General features: G+C 55.0%; 12 protein-coding genes. 5 read left to right on the top strand and 7 right to left on the bottom strand.

The window, feature by feature from the left end:
- Positions 1–40: 40 nt before the first annotated feature.
- Positions 41–1291: an Lpg1974 family pore-forming outer membrane protein gene (locus Pla22_RS16750; RefSeq protein ID WP_165440713.1), complete on the top strand. Its 1251-nt coding sequence runs from the start codon at positions 41–43 to the stop codon at positions 1289–1291.
- A gap of 104 nt (positions 1292–1395) precedes the next feature.
- Here Pla22_RS16750 and Pla22_RS16745 read toward each other — a convergent pair whose 3' ends face one another.
- From Pla22_RS16745 to Pla22_RS16725, 5 genes are read right to left on the bottom strand one after another with little or no spacing between them, the layout of a single operon-like run.
- A complete protein-coding gene (locus Pla22_RS16745) occupies positions 1396–2574 on the bottom strand; it encodes a prenyltransferase/squalene oxidase repeat-containing protein (protein ID WP_146515962.1) in 1179 nt (392 codons plus the stop codon).
- Positions 2574–8492 carry a hypothetical protein gene (locus Pla22_RS16740; protein WP_146515961.1) on the bottom strand — a complete coding sequence of 1973 codons (5919 nt, stop codon included), beginning with the start codon at positions 8490–8492 and terminating at the stop codon, positions 2574–2576. Before Pla22_RS16740 ends, Pla22_RS16745 begins: the two co-directional genes overlap by 1 nt.
- A 7-nt stretch (positions 8493–8499) precedes the next feature.
- A complete protein-coding gene (locus Pla22_RS16735) occupies positions 8500–10902 on the bottom strand; it encodes a hypothetical protein (RefSeq protein WP_146515960.1) in 2403 nt (800 codons plus the stop codon).
- On the bottom strand, positions 10899–13406 hold the full coding sequence (locus tag Pla22_RS16730; RefSeq protein WP_146515959.1) for a BatA domain-containing protein: 2508 nt from the start codon (positions 13404–13406) through the stop codon (positions 10899–10901). The genes Pla22_RS16735 and Pla22_RS16730 overlap by 4 nt, the downstream gene beginning before the upstream one ends.
- Positions 13403–14335: a DUF58 domain-containing protein gene (locus Pla22_RS16725; RefSeq protein ID WP_146515958.1), complete on the bottom strand. Its 933-nt coding sequence runs from the start codon at positions 14333–14335 to the stop codon at positions 13403–13405. The genes Pla22_RS16730 and Pla22_RS16725 overlap by 4 nt, the downstream gene beginning before the upstream one ends.
- Before the next feature lie 231 nt (positions 14336–14566).
- Between Pla22_RS16725 and Pla22_RS16720 the strand changes: the two genes are divergently transcribed.
- Positions 14567–17722 (top strand): CRTAC1 family protein, encoded by a 3156-nt coding sequence (locus Pla22_RS16720; protein WP_146515957.1) that lies wholly within the window; start codon positions 14567–14569, stop codon positions 17720–17722.
- A 136-nt stretch (positions 17723–17858) separates the two neighbouring features.
- A complete protein-coding gene (locus Pla22_RS16715) occupies positions 17859–19988 on the top strand; it encodes a spermidine synthase (protein ID WP_242632112.1) in 2130 nt (709 codons plus the stop codon).
- Between the two features lie 133 nt (positions 19989–20121).
- Here the strand turns inward: Pla22_RS16715 and Pla22_RS16710 are convergent, their stop codons facing one another.
- Positions 20122–21219: a hypothetical protein gene (locus Pla22_RS16710; RefSeq protein ID WP_146515956.1), complete on the bottom strand. Its 1098-nt coding sequence runs from the start codon at positions 21217–21219 to the stop codon at positions 20122–20124.
- Positions 21220–21700: 481 nt separating this feature from the next.
- Between Pla22_RS16710 and Pla22_RS16705 the strand changes: the two genes are divergently transcribed.
- A complete protein-coding gene (locus Pla22_RS16705; protein WP_146515955.1) occupies positions 21701–24058 on the top strand; it encodes a DEAD/DEAH box helicase in 2358 nt (785 codons plus the stop codon).
- Between the two features lie 155 nt (positions 24059–24213).
- Positions 24214–25167, top strand: coding sequence for an LURP-one-related/scramblase family protein (locus Pla22_RS16700; RefSeq protein ID WP_146515954.1), 954 nt, complete (start codon positions 24214–24216; stop codon positions 25165–25167).
- Here the strand turns inward: Pla22_RS16700 and Pla22_RS16695 are convergent.
- A complete protein-coding gene (locus tag Pla22_RS16695; RefSeq protein ID WP_146515953.1) occupies positions 25091–26527 on the bottom strand; it encodes an O-antigen ligase family protein in 1437 nt (478 codons plus the stop codon). The genes Pla22_RS16700 and Pla22_RS16695 overlap by 77 nt on opposite strands.
- Positions 26528–26561 lie beyond the last annotated feature (34 nt).

Here is a 26561-nt window from a genome sequence, read left to right as displayed (position 1 = left end):
ACTGCTAAGCAACAGTGCAATTCGTTGGGGGAGTGCGGTGATGAAATCGGAAACAGTAAAGCGGCTATTGTCCATTGGCCTCTTGTTGAGTTGGTCTGCTACAACGGCAACTCGCGTTTGGGCGAACCATGGTAGCAATTGCGGTTGCGAAACCTCGTCAACACAATGGAGCGCGACTCCCCCTTGCGGATCGTCCAGCTACGCTGGACCTTCGCAATGGCAGCACTTCGTCGAGAACGTTGAATCGAATGGCTATCGCAACAGCTATTCAAACGACTATTGCAGCGGCTATCCGAATGGCTATCCGAATGGCTATCCGGGAATCCACTCGGGCACCCAATTCGGCGGCTGCGAAAACGACGTTGGATGGGGAACGTCGACTGCGGATCAACCCATCGTCGTCGCACCAATGCGTCCTTTGGCGGCTGACTTGCGAGGGTTCTACGGCGGATTCGAGTTTCTTTGGATGCGAGCTGGGTTTGATCAGAACGTTGCATTGATCATCGATCCTCCCGTAGGAAACACCCTAGTACCATTTGATTATGAATACGAACTCACGCCACGCGCTTGGATCGGGTGGCAATCGTGTCGTGGCGGCGGCTTTCGAACAACCTATTTTCAGTACGACGAAGCAGCGGCTGACGAATCGGTGATGGCCGTCACCGGCGCGACTCCGGTGTTTGTTTACGTTTATGGTGCGGGTGGAAACCTATCGCGTTTCGCTCAAGCCAACGTTGGCGAAACGCTCACCTCAAGCCATTCGCTCAAACTTCAGGCTCTCGATTTTGAAGCGACTCAACAGTTTCGCTGGGAATCGCTAGTCGGCACGGTGGGCGCCGGAGTCCGGTTGGCGAAGATAGATCAACACTTGCTAGGCGAGGTTCGCGATGGAGGTGGAGCGTTACAAGAAGCGGTCTCGAATGATCTGACACTTAGTGGCGCCGGTCCTACTGTTTCGCTGCAAGCGGCCCGTGGTTTGGGTGATACGCGTTTAGGCGTCTACGCCGGCATGCGAGGATCGCTTTTGAAGTGCGAAACGGAGCAGAAGATTTACGAAATGAAGGGTGCCTTCACCACGGAACTAGAGGATGCCGCTATTCAACGCGAAATTCTAACCGTGGTGGAATTGTCGCTAGGCCTGCAATGGACTCAACCGAAGGGGCAGCGGTGGCAGTGGTTTGCTCGCGGTGGCTATGAGAGCCAGACATGGTTCGACGCAGGCGGCCCCGTCGATTCCCACAGCACCATCGGTCTCGACGCCATTTCGTTTGCGTTAGGTTTAGAAATCTAACCGGCCACGGAAAACTGAGCACCGCTACAAACTGAGCACCGCTACAGCATGCGAACTTCACCGCATGCAACGTTCACCGCGTGTAACGTTCACCGCGAAGTCCGCTAGCGCTGATAGATGGGCAAGTAGTGATAGCGCACACTCAGGCTCAGGATCGATAGCGCGGTCGCGTAGACCAGTCCCACGTTCTTTTCCTCCCCGCCGCGACCCTGCCAACTTCCGTTGTCACGTTGCGCCGCCAACAACGTGGACGGCACAATGTTGTCAGCTTCCTTGGCGTATTTTCCGCCGACTTGGTGCATGCCTTGGGCGTAGTAGTAGATGCCGTAATGAAAGAATCGCTCATTAACCTTAGGTGGATGCTCCATTAACCATTCGGCCGCTCCTTCCACCATCGGAGAATCATAGTTGCCACACACTTGCATCGCCAGCAAACCGGCTGCCGTCATCGTGAACGTGGGATGATGAGACCCCGGCGTGTAGCTAAAACCACTCACCTTGTCTCGGGGAACTCCATCGTGACCGATAGGCGAGGTGTACGAATACTTAAGGTACTCTACCGCAGCATCAATCGCTTCGCCGGGAACATCAAGGCCATCATTCTTTGCGGATCGCAATGCCATGACCTGCCAAACCGAAACCGACAAATCAGCGTCGCGGCTCGAAGGCGTGTAACGCCATCCACCTTGAAGCTTCTCGGGTTTAGATACGTTCTGTGCAGCCAAGATTAGCTTGATGGCGTTCGTGAGCCCCTCATGAATCAGTTGGTTTTGCTGTGGCGTCGCTCCCATCCCTAGCATCTCAGTCAGCATTAAGGTGATGATGCCGTGGCCATACATTCGCGATCCATCACGGTCGCCGAAGTAACCTTTGATATCTTGGTGGTTATGCTGCAGCACAAAATTCAATGCCTTAATCATGGCGTTGCCCTGGCTTGTCGTTGGCGTCGGAGTCACACCGACTGACGCCATCGCCATCACCGCCAACGCAGTCATCGCAATTTCGTGGCTTTTGTCCGCGATCGCACCATCGGGCCTTTGCGTCTGGACAAGAAACTCAATGGCTTTCTGAACCGCGCGATCAATCTCGTCGGGAATGTACAGCGTTTGCGAGAAAGGATCCTGGGCTAGCGACGAACGCGAACTAGTCGTGAACGGAGAACTCGCGACGCCCACGACGGCGGCCCCGACCGCACCACGCAGCCAACTGCGTCGTGAACAAGAAGGGTTCAACCGATGACGGCGAAGCTGCTTTCCTACGCTGGCGTTTCTACGATTAGTCATCACTTCCCCGCTCCTTCTTTCTCGCCAGCCTTGGTAGCGATCGCTTGGAAGTACGCTTGAATTTCGTTGCGATATTCGGGCGGCAGCGTCATCGCGCGGCCTTCCACTGCGTCTTCGGTGTGGCGTTGACGAAGACTTCCCCAATCACGCCCCTCTCGGTCGATCCCAGTGATTTCGACTGATCCACCGCCCGGCGGTGGTCCCGAACCGGAAACGTCCGACGGAGTTCCGGGATCGGCACCCGCCATATCGTTGGGCAAGCCACCATCTTGCGGATCGCCGGGATTTTGCGATGGGTCGTCGGGGTTCAGTGATTTCGCCCGACTGCGTGCTGCCTGCTGCACCTGAGATTCCATGGATTGAGCGAGCGTAGGAGACGCTTGGCCAGCCGTCATCGGTTTGCCGCCTTCACCGGATGCACCGCCTTGCCCCGATTGACCGTCTTGGGCTTGGCCTTCACCACCTTGCGAACCCTCTTCACTGCTTTTGTCACCAGACTCGCCATCGGCTGATTCACCGTCGCCGGATTCGCCGTCCTCCAACTCGGACTGGGCCTGCTGCTTCTCGGATTGCGCAATCGCTCGATCGAGTTCGTCGAGCGTTTGGGCGAGTTGTTTCGCTTTCTGTTGCTCAGCCTCTTCGGAAGCACTTTGACGCTGAGCGCTAGCGTCGTCGCGATTAGCGTCGCGTTCCGATTGATCAAGTAACGATTGTTCGAGCAGATCACTAAGCTCACTCGCCGACTCGATGATTTGCTGCTGAGCCTTGGCAACTTGCTGGTTCGCTTCACCGGAAACGTCAGGGGATTCAGCAGTATCTCGCAAACGCTGGGCCGCGTCTTGAGTGGTGGACTTTGGTTCGCGTTCCAGCTTGTCGGCCATTTGGTCGATCGCTTCCGGATCGGCTTCGAGTCGCCCTTGATGGCGAGCGGTTCGCCGCAATGCCTCGGCGGCATCGGCAACGTCATCGCTAATCCGTTGTTGTTGATCACTCAGTCCTTTGGCTTGATCCTGTCTTGCCCGAAGTTGTTCGTTGATATCCAGACCTTCGCTGATTTCACCGAGCTTGGATCGAACCTCGGCAAGACTTTCCAGCGCTTGCTGAGCAAGTCGATCGCCGAGTTCAGCCGATGGATTCGGCTTTTGAAGTGGTGCGAGTGGCTCTCGTTCGATCTTCTTGCGTTCTACGTCCATCTCCTTCTTGCGATCCGCAGCGAACTCTTTAGTTTCCTTCGCGGCGTCACGTTCTTGTTGCGAATCATCGAGACGCTTTTGCAGCTCAGCCGTTTGAGCTTCGATCGTCGAGCGGTTTTTGTCGTCCCGCTTCAACTGAGCTTCCAGCCGCTCCATTTGCCGTTCGATGTTCTTGGAGTTCTGGTTCGCACGGTTTTCACGATTCTTTGCATCGTTTTCCGTTCGTGACCATTCACTCTGAGCTTGCCGAAGCTGTTCCACTCGTCGACGACGCACGTCGCGATCAAGACTCTCGAATTGGTTTCTCTGGCGCTTTTGCGCATTGTCATCTTCGAGTTCCTTGTCTTGAGATTGGTTGGCTGTTTCAGCCACCTTCTCGATCGACTGCTCGGCTTCCTTAATTGCGGTCGCCATCGCCCGGGCGGTCGCCTGCATGTCGGTTAGCCGAGCATTCTCGCCACCCATCTCGGAAAGCTCTGCAACGGCGTCACGCAACTTGCTTTTGGCACGCTCAAGTTCACCTTTGGACGCTTCGAACTTGCCCGACTGCTGGGCTCGATCGACAGTGCCTAAGATGGCTTGCTCAATGGTCGCGGTCGCTCGCGAAAGGATCGACATCTTGGTAGCCGCGATCCGTTTTTGTTCCATGACCTCGGGGTCCGAACGTTCGAGCTGTTGACTAATGGCTTTTTCGTCTCGCGCCATTTGTTCCAGGTCTCGTTGCACCGACTCCGCCGTTCGTTCGGCAATCTCTTCAAGGCTTTCTTGCATTGGTTGATTGCGGCTGAGTTCCTTTTCGAGTTGCTTGAGTAGTTCGCGAGGGTCCTTTTGAGTGGCATTGGCCATAGCCTCCGCACGGTCGAATCGGTTTTCGAGGCTCTGATCGATTCCCAATTCGGCTTCCGCTTGACGCAATTTCTCTCTCGATTCGCTTACATCGTCGCCCTGTTGCGCACGCTCGAAATGCTCGGCAGTTTGACGTAGCGTGTTGGCCAGTTCTTCCAAAGCCCGATCGAGAGGGTTCTTGGGTTGATCGTCATCCTTTGTCGCCTCGCTCGCATCTTCCATGGCGTTCGGATTCGCCGCCTGTGCTTTGGCTTCGCGTGCCGCTTCTTGGATCAACGCAGCCGCAGTATCGCTATCCCGCGACAACTCACGCTGTTCTTCGTCAGTCATATCTGCGATGTTCGCAAAGTCATGCAGAGCCTCGACGGTCTCGCGAGCAGCTTCCATTGCCTCATCAACGCGTGCGGATTGATCGACGGCATCAGGATCATCGCTGGTGTTCGATTCAGCGGTATCTTGGGATTCGTCTTCATCCGCAGATTCGGGTGAAGATTCGCCGTCTTCGTCTTCCACTTTCTCAGCACCTGCTTCCGCGGCGTCATCTTTTTTCGACTGTGCTTCGTCTGCCTTGTCGGCGGCATCGCGAGCGAGTTCCGGTATGGTCGGGACATACTGCATGATCGTGTCCCGAGCCTCAACCACGATCGGTGAAATCGTTTCTAAGCCTTCATCGAGACTGGCAATGATCGTTCGCAGCGAGTCCTCGGCACTGAGCAACTCATCGTCACTCCAACGACGTTTGGAAATCCGTTCTCGTGCTTTCGCGAAACGACTGTTGTAGCGAGTTTCGTCAAAGCGACGGACGATTTGCCAATCGATACCAGCGCTCTGCATTTCTCGAGCCGCGAACTCCATGGCCGCCGAGAACCGATCAAGTCGCACCTCGTGATCAAGGCGGCCGCGAGCGTTGTCCTTCAACCCAAACTCTGCCGCCGCCAACTCAATCATTTCACGACGTAGGACTCCCGCTTCGTGCGATGATTCGATGATCCGAAACGCTTTGCCGATTTTGTCGTAAACATCTGCGGCTGATTCTTCCCCAACCGGAACGAATCCGTCACCGCCGATTGCCCGCATCGCTTGCTTGACCATATTCATGTCCGCAGCAAACTGCAAATCGACGTAGGGACGCGCACGATGAAGAGCCTCTTCATCATCGAGCCTGCCCATCAAAGTCTGGAACTGGCTGCTGAATCCGTTTTGCGAAAGAGCCGCGCGTCGCCTTCGGATGGCGATTTGGTCGCTATCTTTTTCGTTTTCTAACTGCTGGATCGCCTGATCGCCCTCCACTCCAAATTTTCGCATTTGAAAGATGGGTTCGCTTAGACCTTGCACGTCTTTTCGAATCTCACGCACCGAACCGGTCAGCTTTGATGTGATTTGACCATCAAGAACACCGTTTCGCATTTGATTCTTAAGTTCATTTTCGAACTGCGTCATCCGGTCTCGAATTTGCTTTTCGCTTAGCTCTTCCTTCGCAACGCCACGAAATTGGTCCGCCCAACGATCATTCCAGTCCTGCCATCGCTGCAAATGCTTTCGAGTTGAATCGGGCAACGTCTCGGCGTGCTGTTCAATCAAATCCACCATCGCATCGAGACGTCCAGCCGCTACCGTCAAATGACGAGGAAATCGCTTCACGGCGACCGGTTCATTCGGATCGAACAGCGGTTCCAAGCTGTGATAAAGCAACAACTGATCCGACAGCGCCGACAGCGTTAACTCATGAGCCAATTGATAGGTCGCAAAAGTATTCAAACGCGAAGCCGCTTGCGACAACCGTTTGGCTTCCGAGCCCCACTCTCGCAGCAACCTTTCCTGTTCGTCTTTCCAAGCTTGGGGTGAATCTTGCAAAAGGAAGGTCGCTCGCTCGATCCACGCTCGCATCTCTTCTCGCAGATCAATCACATCGCGACCCGTGAGCTCAAGGTTTCCGGCCGCGGACAGGTTTTGCGCTCGAGAAGTTTCATATCCCAAGTTGCCAATGATGGGATGGGATTCCTCAATCAGCACTTCAAGTTGTCCGATCGCAGTGCGAATAGCTTCGGCGTCGTTCTCCTGCGCCGGCTTTTCAGCAGCCTCAAGAGCAAGCTTGGCACGGTCGGCCCACTGGGAAACAGCCGTGAAGGTTCGGTTCAATCGGTTCAATTGATCATGGCGATTTGAGTCGAACCCTTCGTCTGCTACCAGGAATTCAATCACATCGGATTCCGCCCGGTTGCCTTTGCGGTCGATTGCAACAAGTCGCGTACGAACAATATCACCGCTTTCCAGCTTGAACTCGGGTAACGGTTCCGTCGTCGATTGGTCGATACGCAACAATGCGCCTTGATGCAGCTTCATCAAATCGCAAGGCCACGCGAGACTAACATCTCGGTCAGGTGTCTCGATCGAAAGCTCGCGATGGAACGCCTTCGAGCTGTTCACTTCGAACTCTTGTATCAGTTGATCCAAGGGAAGATCGTCCGATGCCGATCCCGCAAGTTCCACAATGTCGAGAGGCGAAACAAGTTGAGTTCGATCGATGGCTTCGCTCCACCGCACGATAGGCGGCGTATCGACTTTGGGAACAATCGAATACTGAGGACCGAATGGGTTTCCGAGTTCAGACTCTTTCCCGATCGCATCAATTTGGTAATGCCCCGACGTCGTCATGCGAATTTTTGTCTCAAATACTTGATCCGACCCATCAACGGAATCAAGCGAGTACTGAGTCCCGCGATTGCCATACTTGATCACGGCATCGGTGACCGGTTGATCAAAATTGACGGTGATGGTGGCCGTTGTTCCAACAATCGCTCGCAAGTCGCCATCTTCGGATTCTTCCAATCGCGGCGACAACTTGGCGTAATCGGGAAAGACGTACTCTTTCTTAAACGCGGTCACCTCGGGGCGCGGCAACGGTGTCAGCGTGTGCCATAACGTGATGGCATCGCCGGCGACGACGCGGTACCGAATCGGTGAGGATCCAACGGGAATGTTCGCTGAAAACTGGGACGGAGTCGATGTGATGGACGACAGCAATCCCGCGTCGTCAAAGACTTCCGCTTGAGTGTCTTCCTGGAACGCTTCCAAGCGCTGCGCCATTTGTATTTCGCTGTAGCCGGTAACGCTCCATCGACTGGTCTGCGCATCGTCGCTGGCAAATTCCAAGACCACATCGTCGCTCTTGCCGATTCCTCGCGGTCCAGAAACTTCCACGACAACGGCAATCGCATCGCCCATCGCAACGTAACGAGACGCTGGCGAGGGTTTCACGATGGCAATCTGAGTCAACGAGGCTCGCTGAATTGCGACTCCTGGTAAAAAGGCTCGTGCGAACCGTCGTCCCATTTGCAGTTGAGGCACAAAGAGCAGTCCGATCGCCAGCAACAGGATCGCGGTCGCAGCCGTCAACCACGGCTTTACAATTCTTAATGGCAACAGCTTTGCTACATCAACGCCAACGACCCGACGGGCAACCACATGTTGCAACCGCTCACGAAAACGAGCGGAACCATTGGCGGAATTTGGTTCGGATAACTCAACCGCGGATAGCAGGTCTTCGCGCAGACTCGGGTCTGCGGACTCAAGCTGACGTGCAATCTGAAGCGTGTCGTCCGACCCGAGATGCCGCAATGAAGTTCGCCAAACGGCGAAGCCCGCCAACGCGTATCCGGTCACGCTCAACGCAAATCGAACAGGCTCGGTGATCAGGAAACAATAGTCGGCTAGCGCAATCGTTCCCATTACCAACAGCAACGACACAATCGCTACCGCGATCGCTCGAATCCACAAGATGCGCCGACGCCGACGCGCGAAACGTTGCAGCACATACACCGTCGCGGGATTGAGCTCTTCGCTCGGCAATTCACTCAGGATTAAGTTTTCGGTATTCATTCGCGTCTTACACCAGCCCGCTGCGTTTTCGGAAATACCACTCCATGGCCAACAAAGCCATGATTGCCCAGAACCAATAGAACGACTGCCATACCAACACATCGGAATCAATGATCTGGCCGGAAGACAACGGTTTGAGTCGCTCAAGGATCTGTTCGGCGGACGTTTCGTGAACGTATTCGCCGCCGCCCGCCGTTGTAATCTCCCGAAGCGATTGCTCACTAAGGCTCGTGCGAATCCATTCTGCAGAATGATCGTTCCCCACCCAAATCGGCGCGGATGCCTGAAGTGCTTTGGCGTCGAATCCGCTCGCTCTCAAGCGAACCTCATACTCACCTGGACTTAGGCCCACCGTTTCAGCTCGGTAGGTGCCTCGATTGGCATCATCGATCGACATCGGCACGGTGGCGATGATTTGATTGCCAGAGACAAGCAACGCATCCACAGTCGCATCGCCGATCGGTTCGCCTGCGGTGCCTTGCAATCGTGCTCGAATCACAGCAGATTCCGACGGCGCATATTCAATCTTGTCGGTACCGATCGATGCATAATCGTCGCTCGCGGAATACGGCGGTTGCATCACCGCCAACATCAATTGGTTCCAAAACTTCGCGTGAACTTGGTCAGCGACTTTGTAACGCCAACGCCACGTTTGCCCGGCACCGAGATAGAACACTCGACCGGAACCATAAAGCCGTGTGACCAACCAGGGAAGTTCTTCTCCGGTCACGCCCATCGCAGACGCCCAAACTTCAGCGTCGGGTTGAGCCTTCACCATCGCCGTGGCATCGGGATGTGGCAAACGTTTCCAGTAGTCAACAAGCGCAGATTGATCGTTAATCAAACTTAGCATCGGTTGGTCAACTCCCATCGCCGTCGGCGCGATACTGTTGACTCGCACTAGATCCTTGGATTGATATTGAACGGGAATTAGCTCGGAAAGCCGGGACTGAGTCAGTTGTCGCAATTGATCGTAACGTCCATCAATCACAACCAGACCACCACCACGGCTGACGAAAGTTTTCAGCAGTTCCGCATCAAAGATCTCGAAGTCGTTCGCAGGAACCTCGCCCAAGATGACGGCATCATATCGAGCAAGATCCTCGGCCTTAATGGGGAACTGCCCCGGGCGTGAACCACGTGGCAGCCTCGCCGTATCGGTGCCTGGACCGTAGATAATCGTATCGATCGACCACGATGGATCACGATCAAACAAGTTGCGAAGGTATCGCGTTTCCCAGCGGCTCGATCCGTCGATCAACAACAATTGTCGGTCACGCGTTGATGCGGACACTCGAAACGACATCGCGTTGTTTTGGGGAATCGAATCATCGCTGCCGCCGCCTACCGTCGCGACAACTGCTTTCAAATCCATAACGACGGTGCTGCGATTGACGCCGCGAGGAGTGTCCTCGACCAAATTTTCAAGCACGGATTCGACGGGCAATCGAAATGGAATTGATTGCTGGCCAACCGCGTCGGCATCAATCGTTTCACGCCACAGCACGTTCCCCAAAGCGTCCTCGATACGCACTTCAATGGGTCGCCCATTCATCGAAAATTGGTTGAAATGAACTCGGCCCGCCAGGATTCCGTCGGAAGCAACATTTTCGGGCCGATCCACTCGCGTGACGCCGACGTCTGGCAAATCATCTTGGCTGCCAAACCCAACCGCGTGCACCTGAGCTCCAACCACTCGTAATCGCTCTGCGATATCAACCGGCGATACGCCTGTGTTTCCTCGGCCATCGCTTAGTAAAACCACCGCCGCCCGAGTTGCACCTTCGTCGTCCTTATCGCTTTCCGCTTCGTTGCCGCTTTGCCCCGTTGTGGCTTCGTTTTCGTCCAGACTCGCTAGCGACGACGACAATGGTGATGCGAGTGACGTTGCCTCGCCATCAGGGATTGCGACGGTGGACAAACGCAATTCACCATCCGATGCGATCGAACTTATGTTTTCGTCTCGCTGATCTGATCCGCCGTACAGGATCGTGGGCGACCCAAAGTCGAAAGCAACCACCTCGACTTGGTGTGTCGAGGACAAAGCTTCGAGCCATCCCGACTTTTCTCCATCACCGCTTAGCAACGACAACGCACGCTGCATGCGATGACCGCTCTGCTTTAGATCGGTCGTGTCCGTTAGCGACATGCTCTTGGATGAGTCCACGGCAAACACGACACGTCCAAGTGTCCCGACGGTGATGGTCCGGTGCCAAACGGGACCGGCCAAGATCAAGATCGCCAACAGTACCGCCGCCGCACGTAATCCGGGCAACGCGTAACTCAGCGGCGGATCAAGGTGTTTGGTTTCACGCAAGTAGTAGAACATTACCGCTAGCGATGCGATCACAGCGATGCTTAGAACCAACGGCGTTGGCAAGTCGCCCGCGAAGCGAAGGGAAGCCATCATGATGAAGCCCCCATCACTTGCGTGTCATTCGAATTGCTACTCGTTCCAGCAGGTTGTTTTGCTCGTTGTGGAGTGCCCAAACTTTGCTGAAGCCAAAGCTCGATCACCATCAAGGCTAATAACGCGAACAAGAGCCACCGCCAAATCTCGCGTCCAAAGCGACGAGTTTGGTCATCCTGAACAAGATCTTGGCCACCCGAATAGACACTTGCACCAATTAGTTCCGCAACGCTGGCTAGCCTTGCTTCGTCGACACTGCGGGCATCCGATTCAATCGCGGGTACCTCGACGACACGAATCGTTGACAAAACGGACTCCGACGTGTCATCGGTTGCTTGACCGCTGGGATCGGTGTTAGCGGTCAAACGATAAACCCCAGGCTGATATGTCGCCGGCAAAAGCAAACTAGCTGATGATGCTGCACTTGCGTTGAGCCATTTTGGTTTTTGCTCAGTTCCGTCTGGCAACACGACACGGAAGTCCAGTGACGATAAGGACGCATTGATGTCCGGCAAATTCTTAAACGCTCGCGAGGGATCGACCGCAATTGGTTCCCCAACATCAAACGTGACCGGGTTTCGCGATCCAGCCAGATCCAAAATCATTTGCTGTAGCATCGGAAGATACACAGCTCGCAGTGGAAAGGTCGAGTAAGTCGCGTCAGCCGGAACGGCAAACTGAACGACGCGACCAGCGCGGCTCGCGGTTGCAGTTTCGGACGATCGTTCGGACAGACTCTCGGCGGAACCTGAACTCATCACTATCAACGGATCACCATTGGCTAGCGAGAGCAAGACTTTGGCTTGGGCGGGCTGCGGTTCGGTTTGATCAAACTGGGTTGATGGTGATTGGGTTGATGGTGACTGGGTTGATGGTGACTGGGTTGATGAAGGCTGAGCCCGTGAGTTTCGGGATTGATCTGATGGTCGAGTTTGGTCCGACGATCGAAGCGTAAGTTGGCGATACCCCGTCACCGTTACGTCACGAAATAAATCCGATTGATCGTCACCCAGTAGATCCCAGGCCGAGTAGCTAGCGTTGCGTCGTCCCATCGGGAACGATTCTGTTTTGGCTTCTTTGCCAATCGTTCTAAAATCCCCCATCACGGTCGGCAGCACTAAGGATGGTTGTTGACCATCGCTCGTCGTCCACGGTTCCGCATAGGTTTTTGCATCGAGCTTGTCGTGATCGAACACCACCAAGCTTCCCCCTGACGCGATGAAATCGGCAACGTTTCGTTTAAGCGTCTGGCTGGGTTTCTTCACGCCCGCGAAAATCAAAACGTCGTAGGTTTCCTTTTCAATCGCTTTTGTTGCTTCTCGTTCGTTGACCACGCGTGTGCTGACCGCATCAGGTTGATCCTGGCCGCCGAACGCAAAGGGACTCAGTGCTACAGAGACAAAATCAGCTTCCCCTTCGAGCGGACGATTGCTGGGCTCACCATCCACGATCAAAACACGAATCTCGTCGATTACTTCTACGCCGATCGATCGCTCATTGTCGGCCGCAAGAGCATCCGCGTGCTCGATTGCGACGGTGATCCGATGAACGCCCGCGTCCTCGATCGCTTGCGTCAGACGGGTTGTCGCGGACGATCGTGGTGGAACCGTGATTGACTGGGGGCGGAGTGGTTTGCCATCGATCGACCAAACTAATCGCACGTCCCCGCGCGGCGCGTCGCCGTGATTTCGGATCCGGGCCGAGTAATACGCATCTCGACCGGCCACCACCGCGGCCGAATTGGACAGCACTTGTTCCACCGACAGGTTTCCAAGACCTGAAGCACCGCTGTCTGCACCGCCACTTAAGTCAGCCACATTCAGGAAACTGATCACCGGCGCGATCGTTTTGGCGGCGAGCGTTTCGCCGAGTTGCTGAACGGTTTGAACGGAACGGTCGTCGACCATGTGGGTTTGAAAGTCCGATACGACAACGATTCGACGCTGAGGATGCGATGCGTGGTCTGCGGCACTGGTCGCCGCTCGCATCATTCGCCCCAAATCGACTGGCCCCGCAAACGTCCCCATGCCGGCAATCTTGCTTTTCGCGGCCGCGGCTCCCATGGCACCGGGGACTTCGTCGAGCCGACTGGCCCGGACAATCATGACTTCGTCGCGTCGGGACAGCGTATCGAGTAGTTGGTCGGTCGCAGCGATCGCTCGTTGCATGGATGTAGTTGAGTCCGAACTAGCGATGGCCATGCTGCGTGAATCGTCAATAGCGATCACAACTGTCTGAGGCGCATCGCCCGGCAAAGATTGAAAACCGGTCAACACCGGGCGAGCCAGACAGAACGCCAATAGAATCGGAATCGCGCATCGCAACAGCAGCAACAACAGATTCATCAACTGAATCCGCCGACGATTTACCCTCATCACGCTATCGATCAAGTGCATCGCGCCCCACGGCACCACGCGAAACTTGCTTCGAAAGAACAAATGAATGACCAGCGGAACCGTGAATGCAAGAGCACCCAAGGCGAGCAGTCCGTTAAGCAGCGTCACCGAATTCGCCTCCGCCGCGCAAAGTACTCATGCAACACATCCACCATCGGTTGGTCGGTCGTGATCTCAATCAAGTCGACGCGGTTATTGCGACACGCCGTTCGCAGCGCTGATTGATGATCCGCAAAGCGTTGCAGATATCGATCACGAACGGATTGAGCATCAACGATTTGCTCGTTCTGGTCGTTCTCGAGATCTTTGAACTGGATACGGCCCGAGAATGGGAAATCAACTTCGTCGGGATCAAGGACCTGAAAGAACAATACTTCATGCTTGCTGGCGCGAAGCTGAGTCAACGCGCGGGCAATGGAATCGGCATCGCCCATCGCATCGGAGATAATCACGATCAGCCCGCGTCGTCCTAATTTGGGCGCGATCTTGCGAAACACACCGCCCAAATCAGTCTCACGATAGGTAGCGTCTTCCGCCAACGCTCGCATCAGTGCGGTCAAGTGCGACGCGCGGCCACGGACGGGCACCTGGATCCGTGGTTCATCATCAAAAGTGAATGCGCCCACTGAATCTTGTTGAGCGAGCATGAGATACGCCATCGAAGCCGAAAGGACTTGAGCGTAATCGTATTTGGATTGTCCGTTGCCGGACTTGGCCAACTTCATTTCCGATCCCGAACGATCACCCGCGTATCGCATCGAACCGCTGCGGTCAACCAATAGCGTGCAGCGCAGATTTGTTTCTTCTTCGTATTCGCGAATGAACAATCGATCGCTTTTGGCGAATGCCTTCCAATCAATATTCTTCAGCTCGTCGCCACGCATGTATTGGCGATGCTCTTTGAATTCGACGCTGAATCCTTTATGAGGAGACCGGTGACGACCGGAACAGAATCCTTCTACCACTTGACGGGCCAGCAATTGCAACCTCGCCACTCTTGACAGATCTTTCGGCTTGACGAGGTCTAACAAACCCATCGGTGGGCTCAGCGGTTGATTGAGGAGGGGGCGTGTGACTGGAGAGCGATGGCTGCCCCCTCTGTGTTTTCACACAGTATAGCTTTGATCTTCGACTTTGTGTTCTCGCAAATACCGTCAACAATCATTCTGCCTGCCTAGAACGCTTCACCCAAGCACCGTGTACCGGTCACGGGTTCTAGTTGACGAAGTCCCGTCCACCATTGGGATGCGTTCGGATACAATGGGTCAATGAACCGGCAAAAGCGTATCGTTCCCCATTATCTCGCAGTGATTGTTGCCGCGCACGTGTTGTTGGCCCTAACGTTAACGCCGGGATGCGGCGAACGTACTCAATCGCCAACTTCACCCAACTCAACGGGCTCAAGCCGTTCAACGGGCTCAACCAATACCCAGGCGTCGAGCGATGCCGATCCCACCGCCCCGCCGAAGGGTGCCTCGCCTAAGAACTCACAAGCTGCGGACTCACGAGCTGCGGGCTCACAAGCTGCGGGCTCACCGACGCAAAATTCAAAGCCCAACCTTTCATCGCCTGCGATCAGCAAAGCCAAAGCACTCTTCAACGAAGGAGACGTCTCGGGCGCACGGTCGGTATTGCGATCTCAGTTGATTGCCGACCCGAGCAACGCTGCGGTAATGGTGCTGCTTGCCCAAGCCGATGCCATGGAACAAAAGTGGCAGTCTGCCTTCGATACTGCACTTCCGTTAATCAAGAACCCAGCGACCTCGGCCGATGCACTTCAGGTGATTGCCAAGGCGGTCAATGCCAGCGGCGGACATGATGCCTATGGGAATCCGAACGTGGCATGGTTAGCAATGGAAAAAGCGATTGCCAAATCGCCGGGCGACACGACGTTGCGACATTCCATCGTGCGGCTGCTCAATCATATGGGCGACCGACATCGAGCTTGTTTGCACGTTGACCAATTATGCCGAAGTGGTCACGCCACCGTCAGCGAGCTTCAATCGATCGTGAATCGTCGCAATGCGTTCGAGTTTGAAGACGAACCGAGTACGCCCGCGTTTGAATGGCCGCTTGGCGAAGCGCGTCTGATGTTCACGCGGCATCAATACCACGAAGCTGCAACGCTGCTCGAATCGCAGAACGCACAATCGCGACTCAGCGGTGCTGGTTTCGCGCTGTGGGGAATATCGCTCGTTCGGTCCCAAGACCTCGAAGCAATTCCTCATTGGCTCTTGCAATGCCCCGATAAGGCAACCCAGTACGCGGAATACTGGTCCACGATCGCAAGTTGGTTGATCGAGTCCAAGCGTTACGAACCGGCCATCGGAGCGCTGCTTCGCTGTGTCGAAATCGACCCGACATCCGATGCCGACTACCGTCAATTGACAGTTTGCTTCAATGCGATTGGGTTCCCCGAGGTGGGACGCGTCGCCTCGGTGCGTGTTTCGAAGTTGCAACGAATCGCTGGCTCATCCGAAGGAATTCACTTTTATCCAGAACCGGATGACCTGAGGCTCCAAATGGCCGAACAGCTCATCGAAGTGGGACGCTTGTTCGAAGGTCTTCAATGGCAATCGACGGTCGAATCCGCGAGGGCGAAGAGTGCTCTCACGCGACAACAACTGCTAGCGCGACGCGACCTTAGTCAGCTATTGGCAGATTCGAATCGACTTGAGTTGTCTCCCCAACGTTTCCCTCAGCCTTCCCAAAAACCATTGCTGGCCTGGGCAAAAGAATTGATCGCCAAGGATGCCAAAGTGGTTCAAGATCAGTCGGACGAACCGAGCGACTCGGGTTCCTTAGATGCAGTGCCGTTTGTTGATGTAGCCGGTCAAGTTGGAATCGAGTTCGATTATCTCAACCGCAAGCCACGAGCTTTGCGTCGGATTCGCATTCACGAGTCCCTTGGCGGTGGCATCGGAGTGATCGACTTTGATCTTGATTCACACGCGGATCTTTTCTTCGCGCAAGGCAGTGGCGATCCACCCACAACCACGCCCGATGATTCCGATGAGTTCTTCCGCTGCTTGGGTGATCGGTTCGGACGCGTTACTCGCCAATCGGGCCTTGCGTCAAACGCGTACGCGACCGGCGTTGGCGTGGGCGATATTAACCAAGACGGATGGCCTGACCTGCTGGTGGCCGGACTCGGTGATGTAAGAGTATTGATCAACCAAGGCGATGGGACATTCTCGTTTCAGGAAACGCATCCGCTACGGAATCATGCCTCCCGATCAAAACCCCAGTTCGTTTGTTCGTCGGTCGCGGTTGCTGACGTCACGGGCGACAGCCTTCCTGAAATCATTGAACTTGGGTATATCGACGACCCCGATGTATTTAACAAAGTGAAGCTTGACCCCGCCGGCGAACCGCATGGCGTCGGACCACTAATGTTCGAACCGGCGGCGGATTGGTTGTTGGTCAACCAAGGCGACGGCACGTTCACCCCCGAGCCCTTGGAAACCGAAGGCGAAGGTGCCGCAACGTCACTGGGAATCGTGATTGCTGATTTTGATGGGCAACGCGGTAGCGAAATATTCATCGCCAATGACCTTCGCCCCAACCGCTATTGGGTGCGTTCGCCCGACGACGGCCAATGGAACAACTTGGCTTCCACCAACGGCCTAGCGCTCGATCAAGGCGGTACCGCAACAGCGGGGATGGGAATCGCTTCATCGGATTTTGACGGCGACGGCAACATGGATTTGCACGTGACCAACTTCTTCAATCAATCATCGAGTCTCTACCTTCAGCGTTCGCCCGGAATGTTCCGCGACTTGGCACCTCGGTTTGGCTTAACGGCACCTACCTACGACATGCTTGCCTTTGGAACTCAGGCGATTGACGTCAACAACGACGGACAAGATGAGCTGGTCATCTTGAACGGAAACATCGAGGACTTCACCAATAAAGGCAAGCCGTTGTTGATGAAGCCACAACTTTTCAAATTGCGCGGCAGCCGTTTTGAATTGATTGATCAGACCGCCGACGACTCATACTTTGCGATCCCGGCGGTCGGACGCACACTGGCGTCTTTGGATTGGAATCATGACGGTCGCATGGACCTGGTCGCCAACCATCTCGATAAACCAGCCGCGTTGCTAGAAAACCGCGGCGACGATTCCAACGGTTGGATCCAGTTGCAATTGGTCGGAACGACATCCGAACGCGAACCGGTCGGTGCATCGGTAACGATTACAGTGGGCAACCAAACTCGAACCGCGTGGCTGACCGGTGGCGACGGTTACTTCTGCACCAACGAAAACGTGCTCGCCTTTGGCTTGGGGCAACAACCCATCGTGGATCAAGTCACCGTCGCTTGGCCCGGTGGCGATGTGCAAACTTGGTCGAACCTTCAGATCAATCAGCGATATCAGTTGGCCGAAAACGAAGCCGTAGCGTTTCCGTTGACCGAGAAGTAGAAACCGATTTGGTATTACGCAAAGATCCCTAACAATCGGTATTTGCGGAAAGCGTTCCGTCATTGGTGCATTTTATGGACTACGCTTTTTCGTTGTCTGCTTCCTAACAGCAGCCGAGATCGACCAGCACGGGGAAATGATGGCCACTCAATCGTTAAATTCTGTATCACCAGTTGCCGTAAGTTCAGCCGCGACGCCGACGGACCATCGAAAACGCATTTCGATGTTCTGGTTCGCCGCGACGACATTATTGGGCGCGTTCTTAGTATTTCAAGTTCAGCCCGTCATCAGTAAATGTGTGCTGCCTTGGTTCGGCGGCACTCCGGCGGTCTGGACTACCTGTATGTTGTTCTTTCAGGTGCTGTTGTTTGGCGGTTACCTGTACGCTCACGTCTTAAGAACCTACTTTCGCCCTGCGGCTCAGGCGTTGATCCACTTGGCGTTACTAAGTTTTGCGGTGCTGTTGTTGCCGATCGAACCAGGCGATCACTGGAAACCGACTGGCAGCGAATCACCAACGCTCTACCTGCTTTGGATGCTCGCGGCGCACGTGGGCTTGCCTTACTTCATGCTCTCAAGCACGGGGCCCCTGATCCAAGCATGGTTGAGTTACCACGACAATTCGGATCGAGTCTACCGACTGTACGCGCTATCTAATGCAGGGTCTTTGGCGGCCTTGCTTAGCTATCCGTTCTTGGTCGAACCGGTCTTGTCGGTTTCTCAGCAAAGCACCGCCTGGTCGCTCATGTTGTGCCTGTTCTTGCTGATCCAAGGCATGGTTGCCATCAGCCTGTTGCGAGTGCGCTCGGACGCAGCAAACCCGCAGACCAGCGACACCAACGATGAAGATTCAATCGAAGTCACCTGGAAAATTCGTGCCGCTTGGGTTGGGTTGCCAGCGCTTGCGTCCACGATGCTGTTGGTCATCACCAATCACGTGTGCCAAGACGTCGCCGTTGTCCCGTTCCTGTGGGTATTGCCGCTAAGCCTTTACTTGCTCAGCTTCATCGTGTCGTTCGATTCACCTCAATGGTACAAGCCCAAGATGGTCGCCGTGATGACCGTGCTGGCGATCGTCGGGATCGAATCCAAGAACTTGATTCCGTATGACTTGCAACTCTTGAGTGTTGTGACAAGCTTCATGACGTTCTTGTTCGGCGTCTGCATGATGTGCCACGGCGAAGTGGCAAGACTCAAGCCACCGGCCAAATTGTTAACTCAATATTACGCGTTGCTTTCCTTTGGCGGTGCAATCGGCGGAATGATCGTTGCCGTCGTGTGCCCGCTGATTTTCAACAGCTTCATCGAACTGCCTGTTTCGATCATCCTGGTGCAAGGTTTCATCTTTGTCTTGTTTGTTTCGGTCAAGGGATGGAAATCACCGACCTATGATTGGAACCGCGCGTATCGACTGCGATACTTCGCCGCGATTTTGATGATCGCGCCTGCACTAGGGCTGTTCCGAGGCAGCGACGAAAACACGATTGCGTCCGAGCGAAACTTCTTTGGCGTGTTGCGAGTGATGGAGGACGAGCGTGGATTGCACTTGGTGCACGGCACGACGATCCATGGAATGCAGCGTCATGGGGAAGCCAAGAATCAGCCAACTAAATACTACGGACACGAAAGTGGCGTGGGACGTGCTATTCGGCAATTGCAAAGTGAAAACGAATCGCTCAACATCGGCGTCGTGGGCTTGGGTTGCGGAGTGCTCACTTGCTACGGACGTCCCGAAGACCATTTTGATTTGATCGAAATCAATCCAGCCGTTGTTGATATTGCTCAGCACTACTTCTCGTTCATGCGAGACTGCCCGTCATCGCAGACGCATCACCTCGGTGACGGTCGTCTCGTACTTGAACGCATGACCGACGCGAAGTTCGACGTGCTTGTGCTCGACGCCTTCAGCAGTGACGCAATTCCGGCTCACCTTTTAACGTACGAAGCGATCGAGTTGTTCCGCAGTCGGATGACCGAGCGTGGCGTAATGGCGATTCATGTTTCGAACACGCACCTGTCGCTTGAGCCATTAGTTCATCGGCTCTGTCACGAAGCTGGCCTGGATAGTCGCGTGATCAAGAGCGGCGCCGACAAAGAGAAGTGCACCAGTTCAGCGCTTTGGATTGTCGTTACCGAACCTGGCCACGCGATCTGGGAAACGGAAGCGTTGGCCGTCGGCGTTCCCGCGGCCGAAGCAGAACTCAAAGACGCGCCCTTCTGGACCGATCAGCACCACAACTTGGTGAGTGTGCTTCGCGCCTGGTAGCGGACAACCATCGGCGTGAACGCGTCGGTGCCAACTAAATGCGTCCCTCGACAATTGAAGACTGGTTCACTGCCCGCTTTGATCTTGCGCAAAGCAGGCGTGAATTGGAACGTCGATTCGATCGCTGATCGGTTTAGGGCGTGACGAGTTGAGCATAGAATCGTTCGCGGTAGGCATCCTTGAGTACGTGACAAACCTCGGGGAGCGTCTGGGAAAGGCCATGCGGGTGATCCGTCATGATCGCCTGTTCGACTTGATCGAGATAAGCGTTCATTTGGGTCGTGAGCTGTTGTTCGAAACGATCCGTCATCCACCAATCGATGACCAAGCCAACGGCTAGTCCGACGCCGAAACCCACCACCGCACCAACAGGACCGCCCAATGTTCCGGCTCCGGCACCGACGGTGGATCCGCCCACGGTCGCGCCACCGCTAGCGGCAGCGCCAAGCGAAGCTGAGACGGCGAATCGCGTCAACAGACCTCCGACCAACCGCACAAACACCTGACCACCCACTTCGCTGGCCACCATCACCGTGGCAAAGTTGGCAACGCTCGTGATGCCCTGGTCTTGTGAATAGGCAACAAAGTCGCTTGAAACCGCTGCAAAGAAAGGCTCATACTCGTCGATCGAAACATCTGGCAAATCCGACGTGTCGAGTGCCGCCCGAACTTCGCTTAGCAACAAGTTTTGGTTGGCATCGACGTCGATCTTGAATTGAATCAGTTCGCTGGCAATGTCGTGACTAAACGATTGCTGCGAAAACAGGTGCGATTCGAACTTGTTCCGGACATAGACTTCGATGCGGTCGTCGCTGTGCCACCATGATCCTGGCATTCGTCGGGCGATCCCTAGTCGCGTCGACAAGCTGGTCAGGTCTTCAACGAACGGCGTGATCGAGCTTCGATATCCTGCGATCACGCCACGCAGTCTCGCTAGGCACCGCTCAGCCGCTTCGCGGTTTTTCTGGTCAGTGATCTGAATCTGAGGCTCGACGGACTCGTCAAAGAACGCTGCCTTGCGAACGGCCAAAGACGCTTGCGGCGGTTCCACCGTGACGGCAACCGGTGCGGCGGGAGCAGAATCGACGGACCGGCGAGTTTGCGAAACGTCCCGGCGATCCGAAAGTAGAGTCGCTAAGCCGACGCTTGCCGCGGCAAGCAATCCGATAACCGTCGCCAATTTCCAGGTTGCGAGGTTGCCGCTTGACCGCGTTGTGTCGTTGTGAGTCATACGCTATCGCAATTATGTCTAAGACTACGCCCCCCTCTATCAACGGAAAACGCGGACTTGAAGGTTGGGCCGAGCAAAGTGTGGGTTGTCAATTTCCCCGTTAACGGAGTTTAGCATTTGGCATGGCCACATTGCTGCGCCATTCATCAGGGGCTAGGCACACTAACGATTGTACCGGGGCGCTGCTTGTCATTTGGCAGCCGTGATAATGCTTATTTTGCGTTGTGCTTCACCCAAAAACAGATACAGTGGGGGTCTGGGATGACGAGACTCTGATTTTGTGAGCCAGCGGTGATGACCGCCGGACTCTCTGGATGGTGAGCGGCACATTGCTGCCAAGCTCACCAAGCCGCACCTGCGAGACAGGCATGCGGATGGCGACGTCGGCTCAGATTACCTTCGCCGTGTGAATCAATAGACGCAGACTTCACACATCTAGGGCGAACCGACCGCGTTTGATTTCTCTCTCCTAAAGTCTTTAATGAATCTTTCTGACCTGTCTGATGTTGCGCACTCCGGTATCGAACTTGAGGACGCCCCTGACACCCAAATCAATTCCACCGAACTGGACAACTCGCCTGAGGCTGTTGCGTCTGACGATGTAGTTGTGGAAAACACCCCGTCAAATGACGCGTTGTCAAGCTCCGACGAAGTCCGAATCGCCGGATCGAATCCAGAAACCGTGCTCGCAGGAACCACTCCTGCAGAAACCGTAGTTGCGGACACGAATGCATCCGTGCAAAGTTCCGATTCTGACGTGGCAACCGAAGACGCTGCATCGGGACTAGTGGTTGTTCGCAAGGTAAAGCTGAAGCTTGCGAAGAAGAAGGCTGTTAAACCAGTCTTCAATAAGAAAGCGACACGCACCGCTGCGGACCATAAGCAACATGGTGCCGACACCCCCGTGGTTAGCGAAACGATACAGGCCCCTGTTCGTACTGAAGCCCAACCCGTCGCTCAAACGGCGGTTGCATCGGTCGACGGTGTTGTTGCTCCCAATGCTGATACTCCAGTAGCTGAAAGCCCCGTTGTTGAAACTCCCGTTGTTGAGGAAGTACTGACCGGGTTCGCTCAGTTCAAACTTCCACCGGCAATCCAAGCGGCAATCGAATCATCTGGCTACAGCGAACCATCGGCCATTCAAACGGCGATCATTCCGCCGATGTTGAAGGGACGTGACGTGATTGCTCAATCGCAAACCGGTTCTGGTAAAACCGCCGCGTTTGCGTTGCCTGTGCTGGCGAACCTAAGCAAGAAGAAGGGCGCTGGACCGCAAGCATTGGTGCTCGCGCCGACTCGTGAACTTGCGATGCAAGTTGCCAAGTCGTTCGAAACCTACGCGGGCCAACTCAAAGGTTTCGCCGTTACCGCAATCTATGGTGGTCAGGACTACGAACCACAACGTCGCGCTCTGCGTGATGGTGTTAGCGTTGTCGTCGGTACGCCAGGCCGCGTGATCGACCACATCAAACGAGGCACGTTGAAACTTGATGGATTGAAGTGCTTGGTTCTCGACGAAGCCGACGAAATGCTCAACATGGGCTTCTTGGAAGATGTCGAATTTGTGTTGGACCAGTGCCCTGACCAACGGCAAATCGCTTTGTTCAGTGCCACGATGCCTGACCCGATTCGCCGCATCGCTGACCAGTACCTGACCGACGCAGAAGTCTGCACGATCAAGAGCAAGTCGATGACGGCAGAGTCGATTCGCCAACGAGCTATCTTCACATCGGCCGGCGAAAAGCTCGAGTTGCTCAAGCGAGTTCTCGAATCCGAAGAAACCGATGGCGTGATCGTGTTTGCAAAGACCAAAGAATCCACCACCGTCATCGCTGACAAATTGGCTCGAGCCCATTACAGCGTAGCGGCACTTAACGGCGACATGCCTCAAGCGACTCGCCAGCGAACCGTGGGTTCATTGAAGAATGGCAAGATTGACATCATCGTTGCAACTGACGTTGCTGCTCGAGGATTGGATGTGCCGCGCATTTCGCACGTCATCAACTTCGACCTGCCACACGACCAAGAATCCTACGTTCACCGCATCGGGCGTACCGGTCGCGCTGGTCGAAGCGGCGAAGCGATTTTGTTTCTGACGCCTTCGTCGCGTGGTCGCTTGCGTTCAATCGAGCGCATGACCAACCAATCTATCGAGATTGTTGAATGGCCATCGACCGATGACATCAACAAACACCGCGTAGCGACGTTCAAGTCCAAGATCACCAAGACTTTGGCCGAACGAGACATCACCTTCTTCGAAAACTTGATCAACGAGTACATGGAAGAGAGTGGCAAGCCGCTTGAGAAGGTTGCTGCAGCGTTGGCTGAAATGCTTCGCGGTGGGCAGCCATTCTTGCTGCAAGAACGTGCCGAATCGTCCCGCAAAGAACGAAAAGGACGACGGGAAGATCGCGAATTTACTGGCGATTTCGACGATCGACCTGCTCGCGATGGAGCACGTGGCGGATTCCGCAAGCGTGGTCCCGTTGAAGCCGGCATGCGTCGATACCGCGTTGAAGTGGGCAAGGCAGACGGAGTGCGTCCTGGGAACCTGGTTGGCGCGATCGCGAACGAAGCAAACTTGGATAGCAAGTTCATTGGCCAGATTCACATCGACCATAACTTCACCACCGTTGATCTGCCCGACCAACTTCCCGCCGAGGCTCTTCGAGTTCTCGAAAACACTTGGGTGATGGGCAAGAAACTGCAAATTCGCCCTGACAACGGCCCACCGGAAGGTGGTGGCGGTGGAAAGCGTCCCTTTGGTGGCAAAGGCGGCGGTTTTGGCGGCAAGAAAAAGGGTGGCCCCAAAAAGGGCTTCGGCAAAGGCAAGCGATAGCTTTTAGATCCGCCGATCAATCGGCCGCGTGAAACACGGGCCGATTAATCCGGTTTGGCTGGATTTAACGATTAGGTTGTGCCGATCAATACGAAGCGTCCTCAGCAACGGGGGCGCCTTCGTAGACCGTGCCCACGTTCCTATCAGCCCCGACGATGGCCAAGAAAGATCCGCAACCCTGTCGTCGGTACATCGACATGTGGGCTATGCCCGGGATGCACCCATCGAACGTCGAACTGGTTCAGCAACTCACCACGGCTGATTCCAACGCCTTCACCACGAACATGAAAGTCGTGGGAACCGTGTCGACTCAAGACAACGAGTCCGGAAGTTGGAACAAGACCCACATGCTGGGTTTGCGGACCGATGTCTGGAACATGGACAAGGGCGAACTGGAAGACGCGCTTGACGTGATGCAGGATCAACGCCGCCAGGAATTGAAGAAGTCGATCAAGAAATCAGGTCGGCTTGATGCGAAGCAACAGGCGAAGCTGGATGAGATGATGGCCGAGGACACGGTCATGAACATGGAACCCGGCGAGATCGAGAAACGACGCTTAGTCCTAAAGTTGTTCAAGACCACCGGCGAACGGACGGCTTGGTGCGGAACGATCGAACAGATCACAATCACCGAAGTGCATACCTCGATGGCCGTGGGCAAAAACCTGCTCACGATGTGCGTGATGCTTCCTCGCACCGAATGCGTGACCACCATTCAACAATGTCATCGCACCTTCCGAATCCCGGCGATGTTTTCGTTTGCGTTCTGCCACGATGGCCAAGTGCATCACGCGGTGCTCAAACGCAAGTGGGTTTCGATCGGTGCTGACTTTGACATCGAGGTCGGTGGCGAAAACATCGGCGAGATTGACGGACGCTTGTTCTCGTTCGGCGCCGATAGTTACCTAGATATCGACGCTGGCGAATTGAGCGAAGACCGACGGTTCATGGACTTGATGACGTTGTTTACCGCAAGCGTTGGTTATCACAAAGCCATGCGAAAGAGTGTCGATCGTCGAGTCAAGGCGACGCTTAGTGGCGAAGCGCACTGTCACAAGATCGAAGACGAAGAAATTCGCCTGATGCACAACGGCCGAGCGGCTGCCTAGCATAGACGGGTTGAAGCGAGGCTTTGCGTACGACGCCCTTTTCTCGTGCGTTGATCGCCAGTCCCGCGATGAACATCATGAACATCTGGACCATCGGAATGATGATCAAGTCGTGGAACATTGCGTTGGCGGCGTAGATTACAATCGCCGACATCATCAACAATCCCAACATTCGCATCTCGGGATTGGAATCGAGCCCTCGCGCAAGCTGCCAACCGGTGGTGTAGAACAGCAGAAGCCCAGACATAAAGATCAGGATCCCGAGTGTCCCGGAATCCACGACAACGGCCAAGAACGTGTTGTGCTGTTGGTAATGCCGCACGCGTTCGAGCTGCAAACCGTACTTGCGAATTTGATGGTAAGGGCCATTGTGTTCGAAGTAGTGCCCAAAGCCGTGTCCGATGATGGGATGGTCTTTGAACATTTCCCACGCCACCACTGCCAACAACGGACGCAGTTCAACAGACTTAGCTGCTTCAGCCGCGGACAAAGCTTTGTCACGCTTGAGTTCCATCAGGCTATCCTTCAGCCCCATCGACATGGCTCCCGCCAACAACACAACACTCGCGATGGCAAGAACGCGCGTCCAACGAGGTACCTGCAGCATCGCCATCATTCCGATGGCCCCGATCGCTCCGATCCAGCAACTTCGCGTGAGTGTCGCGTAGACACCAGCAAGCAGAATCAACGATGCGAATCCGTACAGGACCTTTCCTTGGCGCCCGCTCCGGCAAAACTCAACCGCCGCTATTGCAAGTGCCAATCCCATCAGTACGCCATTGCCGATTGGATTCAACAACGGTCCTCGGGCTCGACCAAAGAACTCCCACGCCTCGGGATTGTTGATGTACTTGGGGAAGACCGCCCAATACATTGACTTTATCTCGAATAGTCCGGTGATTGCCAGGTACATGCCCAACCAGAAAACGCCAAGCGTTACCCAGCGCACATCGTTAACGGTCAATCGAACGCTGCGTGCGATCGCGTAGGTTCCCAATGGCATCGCGATGTAGAACAGCCATCGAGCGATGGGTGAACTTCCCGTCGGCACCGGACCGCCACGGCAGGCTCCGATTAGACAAAGTAGGCCGAATCCCAGCATGAGCCAATCGATTCGATTGAGTTTGGGCAGTTGCAGGTTGCCCAGTCGCCATTGAATTAGCGTCATGCACACCAATCCGGCCCAGAGCAGTCGATCAAGGCTGATCTGAATCGGCCCGTCGACCGCAAAGAAGAATGGACCAAACACGGTTCCCGTTACCAACATCACCACGGATACCGGTATCAATCGTCCACGATGAACCAGCGGTACCAAGAATGGCAACGCGGCGATCGCGAAGAGTGCAACGAGTAGTCCCATAGGAATCAGAACGGTTGGAGTGAGGATAGTTCCG

Origin of the sequence: Rubripirellula amarantea, from assembly GCF_007859865.1 — a bacterium.
GTDB lineage: Bacteria > Planctomycetota > Planctomycetia > Pirellulales > Pirellulaceae > Rubripirellula > Rubripirellula amarantea.
The sequence above is the reverse complement of the archived record's forward strand: the minus strand, read 5'-3'. Positions and strand labels throughout refer to the sequence as shown.